At 71.9% G+C, this 20,346-nt stretch carries 20 protein-coding genes; 10 read left to right on the top strand and 10 right to left on the bottom strand.

Translation table 11 applies throughout. The features are described from left to right. Positions 1–62: 62 nt before the first annotated feature. The 7 genes from IH45_RS0129680 to uriT all read left to right on the top strand — a co-directional run bounded on the left by IH45_RS0129680 (position 63) and on the right by uriT (position 8,497). On the top strand, positions 63–896 hold the full coding sequence (locus IH45_RS0129680; RefSeq protein WP_032918668.1) for a PfkB family carbohydrate kinase: 834 nt from the start codon (positions 63–65) through the stop codon (positions 894–896). A gap of 41 nt (positions 897–937) precedes the next feature. Further along, the gene (locus IH45_RS0129685) at positions 938–2,278 is read left to right on the top strand and encodes an ABC transporter substrate-binding protein (protein WP_050515276.1); all 1,341 of its coding nucleotides are present in this window, start codon (positions 938–940) and stop codon (positions 2,276–2,278) included. 40 nt (positions 2,279–2,318) lie between these two features. Next, the gene (locus IH45_RS0129690; protein ID WP_030675272.1) at positions 2,319–3,200 is read left to right on the top strand and encodes a carbohydrate ABC transporter permease; all 882 of its coding nucleotides are present in this window, start codon (positions 2,319–2,321) and stop codon (positions 3,198–3,200) included. After that, positions 3,197–4,093 (top strand): carbohydrate ABC transporter permease, encoded by an 897-nt coding sequence (locus IH45_RS0129695; RefSeq protein ID WP_078897838.1) that lies wholly within the window; start codon positions 3,197–3,199, stop codon positions 4,091–4,093. The genes IH45_RS0129690 and IH45_RS0129695 overlap by 4 nt, the downstream gene beginning before the upstream one ends. Before the next feature lie 99 nt (positions 4,094–4,192). Further along, a complete protein-coding gene (locus IH45_RS0129700) occupies positions 4,193–5,806 on the top strand; it encodes an ATP-dependent DNA ligase (protein WP_030675279.1) in 1,614 nt (537 codons plus the stop codon). Between the two features lie 307 nt (positions 5,807–6,113). Beyond that, the gene (uriH, locus tag IH45_RS0129705) at positions 6,114–7,061 is read left to right on the top strand and encodes a uridine-preferring nucleoside hydrolase UriH (RefSeq protein ID WP_030675282.1); all 948 of its coding nucleotides are present in this window, start codon (positions 6,114–6,116) and stop codon (positions 7,059–7,061) included. Beyond that, entirely contained in the window at positions 7,058–8,497 is a 1,440-nt protein-coding gene (gene uriT, locus IH45_RS0129710) for a uridine transporter UriT (RefSeq protein WP_030675284.1), read from the top strand. The genes uriH and uriT overlap by 4 nt, the downstream gene beginning before the upstream one ends. Positions 8,498–8,575: 78 nt before the next feature. Here uriT and IH45_RS0129715 read toward each other — a convergent pair whose 3' ends face one another. The 3 genes from IH45_RS0129715 to IH45_RS0129725 all read right to left on the bottom strand — a co-directional run bounded on the left by IH45_RS0129715 (position 8,576) and on the right by IH45_RS0129725 (position 11,826). After that, positions 8,576–9,283, bottom strand: coding sequence for an alpha/beta hydrolase (locus tag IH45_RS0129715; RefSeq protein WP_030675286.1), 708 nt, complete (start codon positions 9,281–9,283; stop codon positions 8,576–8,578). 153 nt (positions 9,284–9,436) lie between these two features. Then, positions 9,437–10,291, bottom strand: a complete 855-nt coding sequence (locus IH45_RS0129720) for a nucleotidyltransferase domain-containing protein (RefSeq protein WP_050515277.1) — start codon at positions 10,289–10,291, stop codon at positions 9,437–9,439. A 107-nt stretch (positions 10,292–10,398) separates the two neighbouring features. Then, positions 10,399–11,826 (bottom strand): selenium-binding protein SBP56-related protein, encoded by a 1,428-nt coding sequence (locus tag IH45_RS0129725; RefSeq protein WP_030675289.1) that lies wholly within the window; start codon positions 11,824–11,826, stop codon positions 10,399–10,401. A gap of 362 nt (positions 11,827–12,188) precedes the next feature. On the opposite strand from IH45_RS0129725, the gene IH45_RS0129730 reads away from it, so the two are divergent. Continuing rightward, positions 12,189–12,773 carry an AMIN-like domain-containing (lipo)protein gene (locus tag IH45_RS0129730; RefSeq protein ID WP_030675292.1) on the top strand — a complete coding sequence of 195 codons (585 nt, stop codon included), beginning with the start codon at positions 12,189–12,191 and terminating at the stop codon, positions 12,771–12,773. Between the two features lie 225 nt (positions 12,774–12,998). After that, positions 12,999–13,583, top strand: a complete 585-nt coding sequence (locus IH45_RS0129735; RefSeq protein ID WP_030675295.1) for a dihydrofolate reductase family protein — start codon at positions 12,999–13,001, stop codon at positions 13,581–13,583. 28 nt (positions 13,584–13,611) lie between these two features. Here IH45_RS0129735 and IH45_RS0129740 read toward each other — a convergent pair whose 3' ends face one another. The 6 genes from IH45_RS0129740 to IH45_RS0129765 all read right to left on the bottom strand — a co-directional run bounded on the left by IH45_RS0129740 (position 13,612) and on the right by IH45_RS0129765 (position 18,760). Beyond that, positions 13,612–14,046, bottom strand: coding sequence for an SMI1/KNR4 family protein (locus tag IH45_RS0129740; RefSeq protein ID WP_030675298.1), 435 nt, complete (start codon positions 14,044–14,046; stop codon positions 13,612–13,614). Positions 14,047–14,141: 95 nt separating this feature from the next. Then, a complete protein-coding gene (locus IH45_RS1000000149500) occupies positions 14,142–14,300 on the bottom strand; it encodes a hypothetical protein (protein WP_030675301.1) in 159 nt (52 codons plus the stop codon). A 121-nt stretch (positions 14,301–14,421) separates the two neighbouring features. Next, entirely contained in the window at positions 14,422–15,387 is a 966-nt protein-coding gene (locus tag IH45_RS0129750) for a cytochrome c oxidase assembly protein (protein WP_030675303.1), read from the bottom strand. Positions 15,388–15,541: 154 nt separating this feature from the next. Then, complete coding sequence (locus IH45_RS0129755; RefSeq protein WP_030675307.1) at positions 15,542–16,567, bottom strand: 6-phosphofructokinase; 1,026 nt, start codon at positions 16,565–16,567, stop codon at positions 15,542–15,544. Positions 16,568–16,755: 188 nt separating this feature from the next. Further along, positions 16,756–17,484, bottom strand: coding sequence for a type 1 glutamine amidotransferase (locus tag IH45_RS0129760; RefSeq protein ID WP_030601993.1), 729 nt, complete (start codon positions 17,482–17,484; stop codon positions 16,756–16,758). Positions 17,485–17,521: 37 nt separating this feature from the next. Continuing rightward, a complete protein-coding gene (locus IH45_RS0129765) occupies positions 17,522–18,760 on the bottom strand; it encodes a MurT ligase domain-containing protein (RefSeq protein ID WP_030675310.1) in 1,239 nt (412 codons plus the stop codon). 211 nt (positions 18,761–18,971) lie between these two features. On the opposite strand from IH45_RS0129765, the gene def reads away from it, so the two are divergent. Then, positions 18,972–19,529, top strand: coding sequence for a peptide deformylase (gene def, locus IH45_RS0129770; protein WP_030675313.1), 558 nt, complete (start codon positions 18,972–18,974; stop codon positions 19,527–19,529). An 11-nt stretch (positions 19,530–19,540) separates the two neighbouring features. Here the strand turns inward: def and IH45_RS0129775 are convergent, their stop codons facing one another. Next, positions 19,541–20,281 (bottom strand): TetR/AcrR family transcriptional regulator, encoded by a 741-nt coding sequence (locus IH45_RS0129775; protein ID WP_234440726.1) that lies wholly within the window; start codon positions 20,279–20,281, stop codon positions 19,541–19,543. Between the last annotated feature and the right edge of the window lie 65 nt (positions 20,282–20,346).

Genomic DNA, 20,346 nt, shown 5'->3' on the forward strand with positions numbered 1-20,346 from the left:
CGGCCCGGCGCGCGCCCCGCGCCGGGCCGGACCCCACCGGAGCCAACTGGAGGAAAAGCGGTATGCGCATCTGCGGACTCGGCGACAACGTCGTCGATCGCTATCCCCGGCGCGGACTGATGTACCCGGGCGGCAACGCCCTCAACGTCGCCGTCCACGCGGCACGTTGCGGCGCCGAGGCCGCGTACCTCGGCGTCACCGGCAGCGACGCGGCCGGGCAGCACGTACGGGCAGCCCTGGCGGCCGAAGGCGTATCGACGGAACGGGCCCGTATCGCCGTGGGACCCAACGCGTACGCCACCGTCCACCTCGACGGCGACGGCAACCGGACCTTCGGCGACTGCGACGAGACGATCTCCCTCTTCACCCCGGACGACGCCGACCTGCGCTGGCTGCGCGGCTTCGACCTGGTACACACCGGCGACTGCAGCGGCATGGAGGACCAGTTGCCGCGGCTGGCCGCCGCCTGCCCGGTGAGCTTCGACTTCTCCGACCGGCCCTGGAATTACGCCGAACCGCTGCTGCCCTTCGTGAGCGGCGCCGTCCTCTCCCGCCCCGACGCGGACGAGGACGAGGCCGCCGGACTGCTGGCCCGCGCGCACCGCCTCGGCGCGAAGCTGGCCGTGGTGACGCGCGGTGCCCGGGGCGCGCTGCTGTCGTACGAGGGCACCATGCACCACCAGCCGGTCGTGCCCGTACGGGCCACCGACACCCTCGGCGCCGGCGACTCCTTCATCGCCGCCCTGCACCTCGCCCTGCACCGGGGCCGCCCGCTCGCCGACGCGGCCGGGTACGCCGCCACATACGCGGCGGCCGTCTGCACACTGCCCGGCGCCTTCGGGCATCCCCTCGCCCTGGACGGCGCGCGCCCCCGCGACCCGTCCCGGCGCCCCTGACCAGCCCCTTTCCGCCAGGAGAACCCCCGCCAGGAGAGCCGATGCGCCGCACTCCCGCCGCCGTCGCCGGGACCCTGCTCGTCGCCCTGCTGACCCTGCTGGTCAGCGGGTGCGGGCAGGCCCCCGTCCGCGTCACCCCGAACGACTTCGCCCTCGACGGGCCCCCGCGCGGCCACCTCACCATCCTGGAGAAGTGGGCAGACCCCGAATACGCCCCGTATTTCCGGAGCGTGGTCCGCGCCTACGAACGCCGGAACCCGGGCGTCACCATCGACCTCCAGGCCGTCGGCGACCAGCCGTACAAGGACCGCATCGCGGTGCTGGCCGCGTCCCGTGAGATGCCGGACATCTACTTCGCCTGGCCCGGCCGGTATGCACGGAAGTTCGCCGACGGCAAGCTCGCCGCCGACCTGTCGGAACCGCTCAAGGGCACCGCGTGGGGCCGCACGTTCGAGCCCGGTGCGCTGAACGCCTTCACCTTCGACGGGCGCCGGTACGGGGTGCCGCTCGACATGGACGCCAAGGTCTTCGCGTACAACAAGGAGATCTTCGCCGCGGCCGGGGTCCGGCAAGAACCGCACACCTTCCCCGAACTGCTCGAGGCCTGCGACCGCATCTCGGCGGCAGGCCGCACCCCGCTCGCCTTCGGCAACCAGTACGGCTGGCCCGCCGGGCACCTGCTCACCCAGTTCAACGCCATGGAGGTGCCGCCCGCAGTCCTGGCCAGGGACTACGACGGCGACGGCGGTGATGGTGCCTTCACCCACCCCGGCTACGAACGCGCCTTCAACGACCTCGCGCAGCTCAAGAAGCACTGCATGGGACCGTCCGGCACGAGCATGAGCCACGAGTCCGCGCAGAACCGCCTGTTGTACGGCAAGGCCGCGATGCAATACCTGGAGACGCTGGAGTTCTCCTACCTCAGCGCCAAGGGCGGCGCCCCGGAGAAGTTCGCGAAGAACTGGGACTTCTTCACCATGCCCGCCATCCCGGGCGCCGCGGGCTCCGCGCGTGCCGTCGCCGGGGGAGCGGACGGGCTGCTGGTCGCCAACTCCTCGCCCAACAAAGCCCTCGCCGTCGACTTCCTGAAATTCCTCACCAGCCCCGACCAGGCCCGCAAGGTGGTGCGCGACCTGGGCTGGCTGAGCGCGGTCAAGGGCACGGCGGACGCCGCGCGCCTGAAGGGGCTGCCCGAGGCGCAGCGCACGCTCGCGAGCAAGGACATGGCGCTGTGGCTCGACACCCGGGCCGACGACAAGATCGTCAATCCGTATCTGTCGGCGGCCGAAGCGGTCCTCGGCGGCCGGACCACCGCCGCGCAGGCGGTGCGCCAGGTACGCGACGGTGCCCGGCAGGCCCACCGCTTCCGCGTCCGCGACTGACCCCCGTACACCCCGACGCCCCGAAGGAGGTGCCGCCGTCATGCAGCGACGCCGATTCCGCCACGCCCTGTACGCAGCCCCCGCCCTGGCCCTGATCGCCCTGTTCGTCTACTACCCGATCGCGGAGAACATCCGGCTCAGCCTGTTCAAGTTCAGCGTCTTCCAGCCCGGCATGCGCTACGTCGGCCTGGAGAACTACCGGCAAGCCCTCCAGGACCCCGTCTTCTGGAAGGCCCTGGCCAACAACCTCTGTTACGCCGTCACATCGGTGGTCTTCCAGGTCGGCGCCGCGCTCGTGCTGGCCGCGATTCTGGAGGCGGTCATCGGGCGGCGGCTGCGCGGGCTGCTGCGTACGGTCTACTTCATCCCCGCGGCTGTCTCCATGACAGTCGCCGGCCTGCTCTTCCAGTTCCTCTACCAGCCCGACGCCGGGCTCATCAACAGCGCGCTGGACACCCTCGGCCTCGGCCGGTTCGCCCACGACTGGCTGGGCGACCCGGGCACCTCCATATGGGGCGTCATCAACATGAGCCAGTGGCAGTCCTTCGGCTACACCACGATGCTGCTGACGGTCGCCGTCCAGCGCATCCCGCGTGAGCTGTACGAGGCGGCGACGGTGGACGGCGCGGGCCGCATCCGCACCTTCTTCGCCGTCACCGTCCCGATGGTCCGCGAGATGACGACCCTGCTCGTCATCCTCACCGTCTCCGGCGCCTTCCTCGTCTTCAACGAGGTGATGGTGATGACCGGCGGCGGCCCCTCCAACTCCAGCCAGACGCTGGGCACCTGGCTGTACGCCAGCGCCTTCACCGGGGACGACATGGGGTACGCCGCGGCCATCGGCACCGTCATGTTCGCCATCACCTTCGTGGCCGGTGCCGTCCAGCTCCTCCACTCGCGCCGGAAGGCAGTCGCGGCATGACCCTGACCCTGCACAAGCCCGCCCCGGCGGACGCCCCGCCGGCCCCTTCCACCACACGCCGCGGACCCGCCCGCTCAGGCTCCGTCGTCCTGCGCGTCCTCACGTACTGCGGACTCGCCGCGCTCGCCGTCGCCGTCGTCTACCCGCTGTGCTGGATGGCCCTGTCCGGCCTGAAGACGAACGGGGAGATCTTCTCCGACCCGTGGGGGCTGCCCGCGCACCCCGACTGGGGCACCTACGCCGACGCGTGGCACCAGGGCGTGCTCGGCTACCTGCTCAACAGCGCGCTCGTCACCGCCGCCAGCGTCCTCGCCGTCGTGCTGATCAGCGCCTGGGCCGCGTACGGGCTGACCCGGCTCGCCATCCCCTTCTCCCAGCCCGCGCTGCTGCTCGTCCTCGGCGCCATGATGCTCTCGCCGACCGTGGCGCTGGTCCCGCTCACCCAGCTCCTCCAGGCGCTGCACATCTACGACACGTACTGGGCGCTGATCGTCCTCTACACCGCGTTCAAGGTGCCCTTCACCACCTTCCTCATCCGCGCCTACCTGCTGGGCCAGCCGGTGGAGGTGGAGGAGGCGGCCCTGATCGACGGGGCGAGCCGCCGGCAGACCTTCTGGCGCGTGGTCGTCCCGATGGCCCGCCCGATCCTGGTCTCCGCCGCGCTCCTCCAGGCGCTCTTCTCCTGGAACGAGTACGCCTTCGCGCTCGTCTTCATCACCGACGACCACCTCAAGACGCTGCCCGTGGGCCTCGCCGACATGGCCGGGCGCCTGAACTCCGACTGGCCGATGCTCTTCGCCGGTCTGACCATCGCCGCGCTGCCGATGATCGTGATCTTCCTGGTCGCGCAGCGGCACTTCGTGCGCGGTCTGTCCGAAGGGTTCGGCAAGTGAGCGCGGGCGGCCCGGTGCGGCGGTGCCCCGGGGACGGTGGTGCGGCACACCCGCGCCGGTGATCGTGCGAGCGCGGCGCCGCCGTTGCAGGATGTTGCCATGCTGCTGGCCCGACTCGCACAGGTGTCCGGGGAGGTCGCCGCCACCTCGGCGCGGTCCCAGAAGATCAAGCTGCTGGCCGAGCTGTTCCGCCGGGCCGAACCGGACGACGCGCCGGTGGCCATCGCCTATCTGGCCGGGCGGCTGCCGCAGGGGCGGATCGGGGTCGGCTGGAGCGTGCTGCGCCACCCGGTACCGGCCGCGGACACCGCCACGCTGACCGTCCTCGGTACGGACGCGGCCCTGACCGCCCTGGCCGCCGTCGCCGGTCCCGGCTCCCAGGCCGAGCGGCGCCGCCTTGTTCAGGAGCTGCTGGGCGCGGCGACCGAGGAGGAGCAGCGGTTTCTCGTCGGCCTGCTGACCGGCGAGGTACGGCAGGGCGCGCTCGACGCCATCGCCGCCGAGGCGATCGCCGCGGCGGCCGAGGTGCCCGTCGCGGACGTCCGCAGGGCCGTGATGCTGGCCGGGTCCCTGGAGGAAGTGGCCCGCGGCCTGCTCGCCGAGGGGCCTTCGGCACTGGCCGAGTTCCGGCTGACGGTGGGGCGGCCCGTCGGGCCCATGCTGGCGCACGGCGCGAAATCCCTGGCCGAGGCGATCGACAAGGCCGGCCGGTGCGCCGTGGAGGAGAAACTGGACGGCATCCGGGTGCAGGTGCACCGGGACGGCTCGTACGTACGGGTCTACACCCGCACCCTCGACGACGTCACGGACCGGCTCCCCGAGATCACCGAGGCCGCGCTCGCCCTCGACGCGCCGTGCTTCATCCTGGACGGCGAGGTCATCGCACTCGGCGAGGACGGGCGCCCGCTGCCGTTCCAGCAGATCGCGGGCCGCTTCGGCTCGCGCGTGGACGTGGCCGCCGCCCGGGCCGCGCTGCCGCTCTCCCCGGTCTTCTTCGACGTACTCGCCGTGGGCGACCAGGACCTGCTGGGCCTGCCGGGCGACCGGCGGCACGCGGAACTGGTCCGGCTGGTGCCGGAGGAGCGGCGGGTACGGCGCATGGTGGTCGAGGATCCGGCCGACACCGCCGCGCGCGGGGCCGCCGAGGAGTTCTGGGCCGAGACGCTGCGGCGCGGCCACGAGGGCGTCATGGTCAAGGCGCTGGACGCGCCGTACAGCGCGGGCCGCCGCGGCGCCGCCTGGCTGAAGGTGAAGCCGGTGCACACGCTCGATCTGGTGGTGCTGGCCGCCGAGTGGGGGCACGGCCGCCGCACCGGCAAGCTCTCCAACCTCCACCTCGGCGCGCGCGGCCCGGACGGCACCTTCGTGATGCTCGGCAAGACCTTCAAGGGCCTCACCGACGTCATGCTGGCCTGGCAGACGGAACGTTTGCGCGAGCTGGCGGTGGAGGAGAGCGGCTACATCGTGACCGTACGCCCGGAACTGGTCGTGGAGATCGCGTACGACGGCCTGCAGACCTCGACCCGCTACCCGGCGGGAGTGACGCTGCGGTTCGCACGGGTCGTGCGCTATCGCGAAGACAAGGCGGCCGCCGAGGCGGACACGATCGGCACGGTCCTCGCCGCGCACGACCGGCCGGTGCCGGACGCCCTCGCCGGGCCGGCGGGGGCCGACGGGGCGGACGCGTCCCAGGAGCCCGGCCGCGACGTCTGACCGGTACCTGCCGCCGGGCGCCCGCGCCCCGCCGAAGCCCCGGATGTCCGCCCCGCCCGTTTGCTCTGGCACTATGACGGGACAGGGCCTCGATCGCTGGTCAGGGCCCTGGACGGAGGCACCGCCTGCGTGAAATCGATTACCCGACCCATGTCGAAGGGGAGGTGCCCGGTAGCACCAGCCGTGGTCGGCCCCGTCCGCCGGCCGGTGCGCCGCCGTCCGTCCGCGCTCTTTCGGTAACAGCCCTGACTGCTGTGCACCAAGAGATCCACTTCACCACCTTCAGCTGAGCAAAGGGGCTCTTCCGTTGGCCAGAAAGATCATTCTCGACTGCGACCCCGGGCACGACGACGCCATCGCCATGCTCCTCGCGTACGGCAATCCCGACATCGACCTGGTCGCCGTGACGACCGTGGTCGGGAACCAGACCCTGGAGAAGGTCACCCGTAACGCGCTGTCCGTCGCCCGCATCGCCGGTATCACCGGAGTGCCGTTCGCGGCCGGCTGCCCCCGGCCCCTCGTGCGGACCATCGAGAACGCACCGGAGATCCACGGCGACACCGGCCTGGACGGCCCGGACCTGCCCGAGCCGGACATCGAGCTCGACCGCCGGCACGCCGTCGACCTCATCATCGACACGGTGATGTCCCACGAGCCGGGCGAGATCACCATCGTCCCCACCGCGGGCCTGACGAACATCGCGATGGCCGTGCGCAAGGAGCCCCGGATCGCCGAGCGCGTGCGCGAGGTCGTGCTGATGGGCGGCGGCTACCACGAGGGCAACTGGAGCGCGGTCGCCGAGTTCAACATCGTCATCGACCCGCACGCCGCGCACATCGTCTTCAACGAGCGCTGGCCCGTCACCATGGTCGGCCTGGACCTCACCCACCAGGCGCTGGCCACCCCCGAGGTCACCAAGAAGATCGCCGACGTCGGCACCAGGCCTGCCGCCTTCGTCCTGGAGCTGCTCGACTTCTTCCGCGACGCCTACCGGGAGAACCAGGGCTTCGAGTACCCGCCGGTGCACGACCCGTGCGCCGTCGCGTACGTCATCGACCCCGACGTGATGACCGTCCGCAAGGCTCCGGTGGACATCGAGCTGACCGGCGGTCTGACGATGGGCATGACGGTCACCGACTTCCGCTGGCCGATCCCCGCGGACTGCCGCACCCAGGTCGCGGTCCAGCTCGACCACGAACGGTTCTGGAACCTGGTGGTGGACGCCCTCGAACGCATCGGCGACGTCGAGGCATGAGCGCACCGCACACCGCCCGGCCCGCCGAAACGGCGGGCCCGGGGCGCACCGTACGGATCGGCGTGCTGGTCACCGCGCTGCTGACGGCCTGCATCGCCTTCCAGCTCAACGCCAGCATGCTCAGCCCCGCGCTGAAGAACATCGAGGACAGCCTCGGCGCCACCTCCGCCGAGATCGGGCTGACCCAGACCGCCTTCTTCACCTCGGCGGCGCTGTTCTCGCTGTTCCTGCCGCGGCTCGGGGACATCGTCGGCCGCCGCAAGGTGCTCGCCGGGATGATGGCCCTGATGGTCGTCGGCTGTGTGGTCGCGGCGCTGGCGCAGAGCGTGCCGATGCTGTTCGTCGGCCGCATCGTCCAGGGTGTCTCCGGCCCGACCGTGCCGCTGTGCCTGATCATGCTGCGGGTCGAGGTCACCGAGCCCAAGCGGTACGGCACGCTGCTCGGCGTGATCACCGCGGTCAACGGCGGCATCGCCGGAATCGACTCGCTCGCCGGCGGCTACCTCGCCGACCGGCACGGCTTCGCCGCGGTCTTCTGGGCGATGGCCGTCGTCGCCGCGATCGCCACCGCCCTCGTCGCCACCATGGCCCCCGAGTCCAAGGTGCCCGACAGCAACCGCATGGACTGGCCGGGCGTCGTGCTGCTGGTGGTCTCCGTCGGCTCGCTGCTCGTCGCGCTCAACGAGGCGGGCAAGCTGGTCGCCGCCAACTGGCCGCTGATAGCGGTCCTGGTGGTCGTGGCGGCAGCCGCGTTCTGGCTGTTCTGGCGTACCGAGGACCGCTCCGGGCACCCCCTGGTCGCGACGCGGCACCTGCGGCAGCGCTCGACCTGGGCGACGCTGCTGACCACGATGCTGACGATGACCGGCGTCTTCGCCGTCATGAACGGGCTCATCCCGGCGTTCGCGCAGGACGCCCAGGCGGGGCTCGGCATGTCGGCCGAACAGTCCGCGTGGTGGACGCTGACCCCGTACGCCATCGCCGGACTCGCCATGGGCCCGCTGGCCGGCCGGCTGGCGGCCACCTTCGGGTACGGCCGGATCCTGCGCCTGGGGCTGATCGGCGCGGCGGCGACCGTCGTACTGATGATCGTCACGCTCTCCGCCCACTCCCGGGGGCTGCTGCTGGCCGCCTCGATCCTCGTGGGCATCACCTACGCGGGCGTGGCGAACATCGTCCTCAACGGACTCGGCATCGTCCTGTCCCCGAAGGAGAACCCGGGCTTCCTGCCCGGTCTGAACGCCGGCGCCTTCAACCTCGGCTCCGGCCTCAGCTTCGCCGTCCTGTACGCGGTCAAGACCGCCGCTCCGGCCGACGACCCCACGTCCGCCTCCGGCTACACCGCCGGAATGATCGCGGGCGTGATCATCATGGCGGTGGCCGTCGCGACCTCGTTCCTGATCCCGAAGCCGGTCGAAGCCGAAGCGCATGAGTGACCGGCGCTGAACGCGCACCGCACGGCCCGGCCCCTTCTCCTTCGAGGAGGGGCCGGGCCGTTTTCTGCGGGCGCCGGGTCAGCCTTCCGTGCTCCCGGAGGCGATCCGCCCGAGCAGGGCGGCCAGTTCGGCGGGCGCGGCGAGGAAGGGGGAGTGGCCGGTACCGAGCCGTTCGACGTGGGCGGCGTTCGCGGCCATCTTCGTCTGCATCGCGGGCCGCAGCGCCTGGTCGCCTTCGCAGACGACGTACGTGGCGGGCACGGTGCGCCACGCCGCGCGCGTCACCGGCTCCTGGAACGACCGTCGGCTCTGCTCGACGAGTTCGCCGATGGCCCGCTCGGCCAGCTCGTCGGGCACATCCGCGTACAGCGACGCACGCGGGTCCTCGAACATGGGCGGCTGCACACCGTTGAGGTCCACGGGCTTGGACGGCTCGCGGCCGTGCAGGCTGCCGAGCGATTCGCCCTCGGCGGGCATATAGGCCGCGAGATAGACGAGGTGGACGACGTGCGGGTGCGTGGCGGCCGCCTCGGTGACGGGGATGCCGCCGTACGAATGGCCGACGACGACCACCGGCCCGTCGATCTCGCGCAGCCGCGCGGATATCGCCTCGGCATCGTCGTACACCCCGGCGGCGGGCGTGCCCTGCGGACCGGAACTGGGCAGCGCGACGGTGTGGGACCGCAGGCCCTCGGCGGCGAGGGCGTCCTGGAGCGGGGACCAGCAGGTGGGCCGGTGCCAGGCGCCGTGGACGAGGAGGAAGGAGGGCGGGGGCGGGGTGGGCATGCGGGGCTCCTGGTGGCTCGGGAGACGGCTGGGAAGGAAGCGGCCGGGCCGGGACGGGAGGAGGTGCCGTGCGGCGGCCGTGCCGGAAGATCATGGAACCTTACGGGCGTCCCCTGGGCCACCGAATTGGCGGTCCGCACGGACCGGCGGTCGTCAGCGGCCCGCCGTCGCATCGTCGATCACCATGGCGATGTAGTCCAGGGCGGCCCGGCGGCGGGCGAAAGGGTTGCGCAGGCGAGCGGTGGTGGCGTGCGGAGCCGCGGAGTCCGCGACGGAGCCGTGGAGGCGCAGCGCCTCCTGGAGCACGGGATGCCAGTCGGCGCCGAACGTCCGCAAGGCGTAGTGGCCCGCACCGCCTTTGGAAGTGATCTCCCCGGTGGCCAAGGTGTAATGGAGACGGGTGACGCCGAGTACGCCCCAGGCGGTGGCAAGGCCGCCGAGTGCCCACACACCCCTGACCGACAGCGGTTTGCCGTGCGCGATCCGCCAGCGGCGCCAGTAGCTGTTGAGATTCCCCAGCGTCCATTCGCGCAGCGCGGCCTTGTCCACGGCCACCTCGAATTCGCCCGGAGCGGGGCCGCGCACCGGCACGGCGTGCCGCGCGAGAACGGCCCACGTCACCGGATTGACCTCGAAGCCGCCGCCCGTGTCGAACCGGCCCATATGGGTGCGCGCAGCGCCGGGGCAGTCGGCGGAACTTCCCGCGAGATCGCTCCAGGAGACGAGTACTCCGTCGAAATACGGGCGGCGGTGCCGGGCGCGCGTCGCGGCGTGGGCCTCTTTCAGGGCCGCGAGGTCCGCCTCCGAAGGGAGGTGCCCGGCGACCGCCACATAATCGATGTCGCTGCGCCCCGGCCGGTAGTCCCCCAGCGCGACCGACCCGGTCAGATACAGCCCTTCGACCAGGCCGGGGCACAGCCGGTCCGCATGGGAGAGGAAGCCGTGCGCGACGGCTTCCACCGACGGATGCACCGTACGTTCCGGCGTGCTTTCCGATTCCTTGGGCATGGCGTGGAATTCCCCTGTCCGTGGCTGGATATGGCGGATGCGTCGATATCCGTCCCGTCCTGCCACGCGCCCCGGCCCGGAATCGGTTCCGGTTCCGGTGGAAACGGTCAGCGGTAGCAGTACGAGTCGGACGACGCGTCGCCGCCCTGCAAACGGGTCTGGTGGACGCGCAGTCCGCGGAAGTCCTCACCGTGCGGGAAGAAACGCGGGTCGGGGGCGAGGCCGCCGTTCTCGGTGTCGGCGTCGAGTTTGGCGAGCCAGGGGTGGATGCCGTCGGGGTAGAACTGGTCGTCCCACGCGCCGTACAGGGAATTGGTGAGGTACACCCGGCGCCCGTCGCGGCTGAGCTCGACCATCTGCGGGCCGCCGGTGAGCGGCAGACCGGGCGCCGCCGGGTGCGGCTGCCGGGCGGTGATGCCGCCGAGCCGTACGGACGCGGTCTTGCGGGGGTGGGCGGGATCGCTCACGTCGTACTGGTGGAGTTCGCCGGTGCCCCACGCCGACACGTACAGCCAGCGGTCGTCCACCGACAGGTTGATGTCGGTGACCAGCGGCGGCACCGCGCCGAACGGCTGGAGCACCGGAGGCAGTTCGTCCTCCTTGGCGGGCTCCGCCGGAATCGTGATCACCTTGCGGGCCGTGAACCGCCCGTCGTCCTCGCGCTGCCACCGCCACACCGAAGCCGACAGGTCCGCCACACTCACCACGACGCCCGCGAAGCCCCACGTCGCGGTCGGGTCGTGGGACGGGCGCAGTTCCAGGACCATCTGGTGCTCGTCGCCCAGGTCGACGCGTTGCAGATGGCGGCCGGAATCCAGCTCCCAGAAGTGCAGCGCGTGCCCGTACGCGCGGCCGAGCAGCAGTTCCGGGTCGACGCCGTCCTCGACCATCGACGGCGTGCCCCACTCGCTGGTCACGGCGATGTTGTGCTGGAGGTGCCACCAGACGTCGTAAGCAAGGCGCTGCGGGCCGCGGTCCGTCTCCCAGGCGCGCAGTACGTCGAAGGTCTCGTGGTCGAGGAGCGCCACGCCGCCCGGCCCGTCGCTGCCGTGCGCGCCGCCGAGGCAGGACAGCAGGACGCCGCCGGGGCCGCAGTGCAGGGTGTGCGGGCGTGAGTAGCCCGCCCGGTCGGCGAGTTCGGCGGGTTCGATCACCTTCACCAGGCGGGGGCGCGCCGGGTCCGGGCGGGTGTCGAAGACGTGCAGCCGGGAGGAGCGGAGCCCCGGCGTCAGCAAGTAGCGCCGCTCGGGCTGGTGGTGGCCCTCGTGGGCGAGGGCGCTGGAGCAGGCGTTCCAGCCGAAGTGGTGCAGCTCGTCGCCCAGTCCGGGCACGTCGGCCAGGTGCAGCACCCGTCCGTACGAGCTCGATTCCGGGTCGGTGTCCACGACGATCAGCGCATCCGGGCGCTGCGCGGTGCGGTCGAAGCCGACGAGGTAGGCGAGCTTCTCCGGGGGAGCGGCGATGGCGTCGGCGGGGGTCCGGTAGAGGGTCGGGTCGGTGAGCGGGTGCTGACCGGCATGATCAGAAGTAGTCATCTTCTGGCTCTCCTTGGCTTCACGGCCGGCCTTCCGGCCCGGCGGCCGGCGCCGCGGGACACCGCGCCGGACTGTCCGTAACAGGCGGCCGTATCGGCATTCGTACGAACCGGGGCCGGCGGGGGTGACGTGCGCGGACGGGCCCCGCCGTGGCAGCGAGCGTCGCACAGGGCGTTTCGGCCGCCAAGGGCGCCGTGGCCCGCAGGCGTTCGGCGGCGGCTGAAACCCGTCGCTCCCGGGGCCGCGTTGTCAGACCCGTACGCAATGATCGCCAGTACGGACCGGCCGGATCCGACCGGCCGGGCCGCACCACGGACGAACCATCGGCATCCGATGGGACGCGACGAGATACGGGGTATGCAATGCGACGATTGGGCACTGCGCTGACCGCGGTCGTGCTGGCAGGCGCGGCAGTGTCGGCAACGGCGGTCTCGGCGACGGCCGCGTCCGCGACGGGGGCCGCACCGGCCGCCGCCGCGGCGGCCGCGTGCGACACGGCCGGCTGGGGGAGCGCCCTGAAGTCCGCCGGGGCGGACCACCACAAGCCGCTGACGAAGATCCGGACCGGGCAGCACGACTGCTTCGACCGGATGGTCTTCGAGGTGCCGACCGCGGGCGGCAAGCCGGTCGGCTACCGCATCGGTTACGTCAAGGAGCTGCACCAGGACGGTTCCGGCGACCTCATCAAGGTCGGCGGCGGCGCCATTCTGGAGATCCGGGTGGCGGCGCCGAGCTACGACCCGGGCACGGGCAAGGCGACGTACCCGGGCAAGGCCGGCAAGCCGCTGCCGGGCGTGAACATCTCGGGCTACCGCTCCTTCAAGGACACCCGGTACGCGGCCAGCTTCGAGGGGGACACGCAGATAGGGCTGGGGGTCGCCAAGCGGCTCCCGTTCCGGGTCACCCAGCAGAAGAACCAGCTCATCGTGGATGTCGCCCACTCCTGAGCGGTAACTGCCGCGTGCTGAGCCACTGCTGACGCACCTGCCGGGGATGTTCCGCAGTCCCCGGCAGGCGCGCCGCAGACAGGAGCTGCCAAGAAAAGACTTGCGCAACCACTACGCCTGAAGCACTATGGGTGAAGTGGTTGCGGCGAAGGGGTATGCCCGTCCGCCACCGCACCGACCCTGACTGCGACGCGACCGCGCGTCGCCGGCGGAAAAGAGGACCCTTTGCGCAAGCTCACCTACTTCGTGGCCTGCTCGATCGACGGCTTCATCGGCGACCCGAACGGTGACGCGTCGTCGATGATGCAGTTCGTCAACGAGGAGTTCCTGGAGTTCCTGAAGACCGAATACCCGGAGACCGTATCGGCCGAGGGGCGCCGCGTACTGGACTTCCACGACGCGGAGAACCAGAAGTTCGACACGGTGATCCAGGGGCGCGGCAGCTACCAGGTGGGGCTGGACGCGGGTATCACCAGCCCGTACGGCCACCTCCGCGAGTACGTGGCCTCCCGCGGCCTCGGGGAGTCGCCCGACCCCAACGTGCACCTGATCACCGAGGACCTGGTCGGCGCCGTCCGCGCGCTCAAGGCCGAGGAGGGCGGCCTGGACATCTGGCTCTGCGGCGGCTCGCGGGTGGCGGGCGAACTGCTCGACGAGGTCGACGAGCTGGTGATCAAGACCTACCCGCAGGTCTACGGCTCCGGCATGCCGATGTTCGGCGCGGACTTCACGGTCACGGACTTCACGCTGGACTGGATCCGCACGTTCGACAACGGCGTCCTGGTCCGGAAGTACGCCCGCAAGCGCTGACCCCGGACCGGTACCGGCCGCGCCGCGGCTACCGGTACCAGTCGTCGCCGTCCGCCCCGAGGGACCGTTCCAGATAGTCGCGCAGGTCCCGGGCGGCCCACCGGCGGCTGTCGTCCTCGTGTTCCCACACGAAGACGTCCGGCCGCCGGGGCGTGCGGACGAAGGCGAACTGGTCACCGCCCCCGTTGTCGCCGAAGAACAGCAGCGCGTCGAAGGGCATGTACAGCTCGGCGAAGGAACGGTCGGACCGGAAATACAGGTTCTGCTCGACGACGCGCTCCAGGGGCCATACGGCATCGACCCCGTACGGCCCCACGAGCCCGTCCGTCTCACGGAGCAATCCGGTCAGTTCGCCCGGCAGGCCGCACCCGAGGCGGCGCTCCGCGTCCGTCAGCGCGGCCGGTGATACGGGAGCTGCGAATGCCGCGTCGGGCCACGCGCCGCGGGCCGTTTCCTTCCACATGCCCGCAGCCTAGATCGCAGGCCGGACGTGCCGCGAAGGGCCCCTTGCGGAGTGGACACCGGCCTCGCGACGGCCGCCCGCCCCTCTCGCGACTCTTACGACGGCCGTGCCGCCACCACCCCGACCGTCACCAGGGCCAGCACCACCCAGGCGAACCAGAGCCAGCCACTGCTGCCCAGCGCCACGGTGTAGGCCGTCGTCGCGACCAGTCCGCCCACCGTGCACGCCGCCATCGCCTTAGCGGATCCGGGCATCCCCGCAACCTCCTCACAGCGGCCCGGTGGCCCAACGCCGCGGGCCGCGGCCTTGGGGACATGGTCCCCGGCCGCGGCCCGTACCGCCAGCTCTCGTGCGTGACCTCTGGTCAGTAACCGGTCACCCTGCGCCGCCGCCCTGGCCGCGGGCCTGGAGGGAGGCGAGGTAGGCGTTGTACGCCGCCAGCTCCTGGTCGCCGTCGCGCGCCGCCGCGCGGTCCTTGCGCTGGTTCTGGCGCTCCTCGGACTTGTACCACTGGTAGAGGAGGGCGACGAGCACCAGCACGGACGGGATCTCGCTGAAGGCCCAGGCGATGCCGCCCGCCGCGCTCTGGTCGCCGAGCGCGTCGATGCCCAGGGAGGCCGGCGGGTTCTCGAATGTCTTGATCATCGTCTCGGTGCCCATCATCAGGGCGATGCCGAAGAACGCGTGGAACGGCATGCCCGCGAACAGCTCCAGCATCCGCATCACGTAGCCCGGCCGGTGCGGCCCCGGGTCCACGCCCATGATCGGCCAGAAGAAGACCAGGCCCACCGCCAGGAAGTGCACCATCATCGCGATGTGCCCGGCCCTGGACTGCATCAGGAAGTCGAACAGCGGCGTGAAGTACAGCGCGTACAGGCTCGCGATGAACATCGGGATGGTGAACGCCGCATGGGTGATCACCCGCATGTACCGGCTGTGCAGCAGCGCCACCAGCAGCTCGCGGGGCCCCTTGCGGCCCCGGCCGGCGGCCGGCAGCGCGCGCAGCGCCAGCGTCACCGGCCCGCCGAGCAGCAGCAGGATCGGCGACAGCATGCTGATCACCATGTGCTGCACCATGTGCACGCTGAACATGACCATGCCGTAGTCGTTCAGCTTGGTGCACATCACCAGCGCCACGGTCAGCACGCCGATGACCCAGGCGACCGTCCGGGCCACCGGCCAGTGGTCGCCGCGCCGCCGCAGCCGCAGCACGGCCCAGCCGTACAGCCCCAGCCCCACCAGGCAGCCGATCAGGAAGAACGGGTCCCCGCCGAACTCCATGCCGCGCCCCAGCGTGAACGGCGGCAGATCCATGTTCATGCCGTGCCCGCCGTGATCCATCCGCTCGCTCCTGATTCGTACCGATACTCCGCGACCAGACTAGAACCGCCCCCGGCCGGGGCCACGGCCGGGGGCGGTCGAACAGGCCGCGTGGCGGCCCGCACGGAGCAGTCATCGGGGAGTCATGGAACAGTCACGCAGAAGGCAGGGCGGGCTACAGCACGCAGTCCACCTCGGCGTACCGCTCCCCGGGCACCGTCTTGAGCGACTCCACCGCCTCGGCCAGCGGCACCAGCGTGATGTCCGTGCCGCGCAGCGCCGTCATCATGCCGAACGCGCCGCGGTGCGCCGCCTCCACCGCGTGCCACCCGAAACGGGTCGCCAGCACCCGGTCGTACGCGGTCGGCGTGCCGCCCCGCTGCACATGGCCCAGGATCACCGCGCGGGCCTCCTTGCCGAGCCGCCGCTCCAGCTCCAGGGACAGCTGCCGGGCCACCCCGGCGAACCGCTCGTGCCCGTAGATGTCGGTGCCGCCCTCGTCGAAGGCCATCGAGCCCGCGCGCGGCTTGGCGCCCTCGGCGACCACCACGATCGCGAACTTCTTGCCCGCCTCGAAGCGCGCACCGACCTTGCGGGTCAGCTCCGCCACGTCGAACGGGCGCTCCGGCACCACGATGGCGTGCGCGCCCGCCGCCATCCCGGAGTGCAGCGCGATCCAGCCCGTGTGGCGGCCCATGACCTCGACGATCAGTACGCGCTGGTGCGACTCCGCGGTGGTCTTCAGGCGGTCCAGCGCCTCGGTGGCCACACCCACCGCCGTGTCGAAACCGAAGGTGACATCGGTCGAGGCGATGTCGTTGTCGATCGTCTTGGGCACGCCCACGATCGGCAGACCGGCGTCGGACAGCAGCCGGGCCGCCTTCAGCGTCCCCTCGCCGCCGATCGGGATGATCGCGTCCAGGCCCAGATCGGCCACGTGGCCGCGGGCCCGCTCCACGCCGTCCCGCAGGTGGGCGGGCTGCACCCGGGACGAGCCCAGGATGGTGCCGCCGCGCGCCAGGATGCCGTTCACGGCATCCAGGTCCAGCTTGCGGTAGTCGCACTCCAGCAGGCCCTTCCAGCCGTCCCGGAAACCGATCACCTCGTCGCCGTGGTCGGCGGTGGCGCGGTGGACGACGGAGCGGATGACGGCGTTCAGCCCGGGGCAGTCGCCGCCGGAGGTGAGCACACCAATGCGCATTGTTTCGCAGACCCTCTGCACTGAAGAGCCTGCCCGCCGGGCCATGGCCGGGCGCGGGCACGGACTCTCGACCGGACGCCCGGACCCCGTCGTCCGGTGGAATTGCGCTCACCTTACAAGCGCGGGGCCCGGTGGCACACGTACGCCCGCAGTGCGGACACCGCGGGCGTACGGGTACGGCGAATCGGTTACGCGGGCTGCGTGGCCGCGGCGATGCGTTCCTGCCGCAGCGCCTCGTACCAGCGGTCGTCGGCCGGCGGCAGCGCGTTGACGTCCAGCGCCAGCTTGATCAGCAGGTCGGCGATGTGCGGGTTGCGGGCCATGACCGGGCCGTGCATGTACGTACCGAAGACGGTGTCGTTGTACGCGCCCTCGTAGCCGTCGCCGACGCCGTTGCCCTTGCCGAAGCGGACCCGGGCGAACGGGCGGGCCGTCTGTCCCAGGTGGGTCACGCCCTGGTGGTTCTCGAAGCCGGTCAGCGGCGGCAGGTTCAGCTGCGGGTCGATGTCGGCCAGTACGTCGCCGACGCACCGCTCGCCCTCGCCGCGGGTGCTCACCACGTCCAGCAGGCCCAGGCCCTGCTCCCGCTCCCCGAGGTCGTTGATGAACTCGTGGCCCAGGATCTGGTAGCCGGCGCACACCGAGAAGACGATCGCGCCGTTGGCGACCGCGCGGTTCAGGCCGCCGTCGCGGCGCAGCCGCTCGGCCGCCAGCCGCTGCGGCCGGTCCTCGCCGCCGCCGATCAGGTAGATGTCGCCGGAGGTCGGGATCTGCTGGTCGGAGCGGACGTCGAGGCGCTGGACGTCCAGCCCGCGCTGGCGGGCCCGGCGCTCCACCACCAGGGCGTTGCCCTGGTCCCCGTACGTGCTCAGCAGGTCCGGGTAGATCCACACCAGCCGCAGGCTGTTGTCACTCATGCTCGCTCGTCCTTGTCGTGAAGATCGCTGGTTCACGTCAGTTGCCCACGCGCCTGCGGAGGTCCTGGAAGGCCGTGTAGTTGGCGATGACCTCGATACGGCCCGGAGGGGCCATCTCCACCGCCTCGTCCAGCGTGTCACAGACCCGGAAGTCCAGGTTCGCGACCTCCAGGCGGACCGCCAGGTCGAGCTTGCGGTCACCGAGCACGAAGATCGGGTGCCCGGCCAGCCGGGTGTAGTCGACGTCCCACAGCCAGGAGGTGTCCGTGCCGTCCGCGCCCCGCGCGTTCACCGAGAGGATCACCGGGGTGGGCGGCGGGTCGATCAGCGAGAACGTCTCCAGCCAGCCCGCCGGGTTCTTCGCCAGCAGCAGGCGCAGATCGCGCTGCTGGAACGAGACGACGTCGTAGCGGCCGGCGACGGCCTGGACGGAGTACATCCGCTCCAGGGCGACCTGCGGGGGCACGCCGAACGCCGCGGCGACCGCCGCCGACGTCGCGGCGTTGGCCTTGTTCGCCCGGCCCGGCAGCTGGAGCCGGATCGGCCAGGCGCTGCCGTGCGGGTCCAGTACGTGGTCGCCGGACAGCGCCCAGCTCGGGGTGGGGCGGCGGAAGCCGCACTCGGCGCAGAACCAGTCGTCGCCGGGGCGCTGCATCACGCCGCCGCACGACGGGCAGGACCAGGCGTCGTCCTTCCACTCCTGGCCCGCCGCGACCCACACCACGTTCGTCGACGACGAGGCCGCCCACACGATCAGCGGGTCGTCGCAGTTGGCGATGATCAGCGCCTTGGAGCCGACCAGGCCCTCGCGCCAGCGCTCGGCCAGCATGCGCGTCTCCGCGGCCCGGTCGAGCTGGTCACGCGAGAGGTTCAGCAGCGCTATGGCCTTGGGCGTCACGTCCCGCGCCACGCCCGCCAGGTACTTCTCGTCCACCTCGATGACGCCGAAGCGGGCGTCCGAGCCGCCGGCCAGGGCGGAGGTGATGCCCGCCGGCATGTTGGCGCCGAGCGCGTTGGAGACCACCGGGCCGCTGGCCCGCAGCGCCTCCGCGATCAGCCGCGTCGTGGTCGTCTTTCCGTTGGTCGCCGACACCAGCACCACGTCCAGGTGCCGGGCGAGCCGGGCCAGCAGGTCGGGGTCGAGCCGGAGCGCCACCTTGCCGCCGATCACCGATCCGCTGCCGCGCCCCGCCGCGCGCGACACCGCCGCCGCGGCTTTGCCCGCCGTCACGGCCAGCTTGGCCCGCGGCGACAGCGGCTCCGTGTTGCCTGCCATCGTCCTTGATCCTCCTTGCATCCGGCGCCCTCCCGCCCTTGGGGCTGCCGGTGGAACGCCTCCTCCGGAGCCGATGACCGGCCGGAGGCTTCGGTCGGGGATCAGCCTATCGAGATCCGGCGGCGGCCCCGAATCCCGCTACCCGTGCCGCGACCCCGGCCCCCTGCGACGACCTGCGACGTCGCACGTTGCAGAACGTACGCTTACCCGCATGCGTTCCCGCTCGATCCCCGGCAGCTCCGGCCGCCCGCGCCCCCTGCGCCTCCTCGGCGACCCGGCCCTGACCGGCGTCTGCGAGGAGGTCACCGCCTTCGACGCCGGCCTCGCCGAACTCGTCGAGGACATGTTCGCGACGATGTACGCGGCCCGCGGCGTCGGCCTGGCGGCCAACCAGATCGGCGTCCCGCTGAGGGTGTTCGTCTACGACTGCCCGGACGACGAGGACCGCCGGCACCTCGGACACCTCGTCAACCCGAAGCTGGTGGAAGCCGACGGCATCGTCGTACGCGGCCCCGAGGGCTGCCTGTCGGTGCCCGGCATCGAAGCCGGTACGCCGCGCCACGACCACGCGGTGGTGGAAGGTTTCAGCGTGACGGGCGAGCCGCTCACCGTCACCGGCACCGGCTTCTTCGCCCGCTGCCTCCAGCACGAGTGCGACCACCTGGCGGGCGGCCTCTACCTCGACCACCTCACCGGCCTGCGCCGCCGCCGGGCCCTGCGGGCGGCGGCCCGGGCGCCGTGGGCGGGGGAGCGGACGGCGGAGGCCTGACGGGGGCGGGCTCAGAACCCCGGCCCGCCCAGCCGGTCCCCGGCCGCCGCCAGCCGCCCCCACAGCAGGTCGGCCAGATGCTGCACCAACTGCGCCCGCGAGCACGGGCGTTCACGCAGCCACCAGTCGCCGGCCGCGTGCATCATGCCGACGATCCCGTGGCCCCAGACGCGGGCCAGCTCCTCGCCGCCCGGCCCCAGGTCCAGCCGCTCGCCTATGACCTCGGCCAGCTCCTCGCCGAGCCGGCGCAGCAGCGGCGCGGAGTGCCGGCCGACGTCGAAGCCGGCGTCCTTGTCGGCCCCCGGTTTCTCGTCCGGCTTCTCGTCGGCGGGATGCATCAGGAACCGGTAGACCTGCGGGCGGGTCTCGATCGCCGCCAGGTACGTGTCGAGCGTCGCCTCGACGCGGTCCCGGCGCGGTACGGGGGAGTCCAGCGCCGCCCGCAGCCCGTCCAGCAGCGCGTCGGTGTGCCGTACCGCCAGTGCCCGGTAGAGCCCGCCCTTGTCGCCGAAGTGCCGGTAGAGGATCGGCTTGGTGATCCCGGCCTCCGCCGCGATGGCGTTCATCGAGGCGTCCGGGCCGTCGCGCAGCACCACCCGGTCGGCGGCCTCCAGCAGTTCGCGGCGCCGGCGCTCGGTCGCCGTCTGCTGCCGCCGGGCCGGGTCCGGCGGGGCCGCCGCGGCGCCGTGCCCCGCGGCGGACTGCTCCGCCGTGGTGGCCCGCTGCCGGCCGTTGTACTGGGTGTTTTCCATGTCCCACTCCCCGCCCTCTGTGAATCCGTGACGCTCGCGCAACGTAACACCCGCACCGCGGGGTG

Source organism: Streptomyces rimosus subsp. rimosus, from assembly GCF_000720725.1.
Taxonomy (GTDB): domain Bacteria; phylum Actinomycetota; class Actinomycetes; order Streptomycetales; family Streptomycetaceae; genus Streptomyces; species Streptomyces rimosus_A.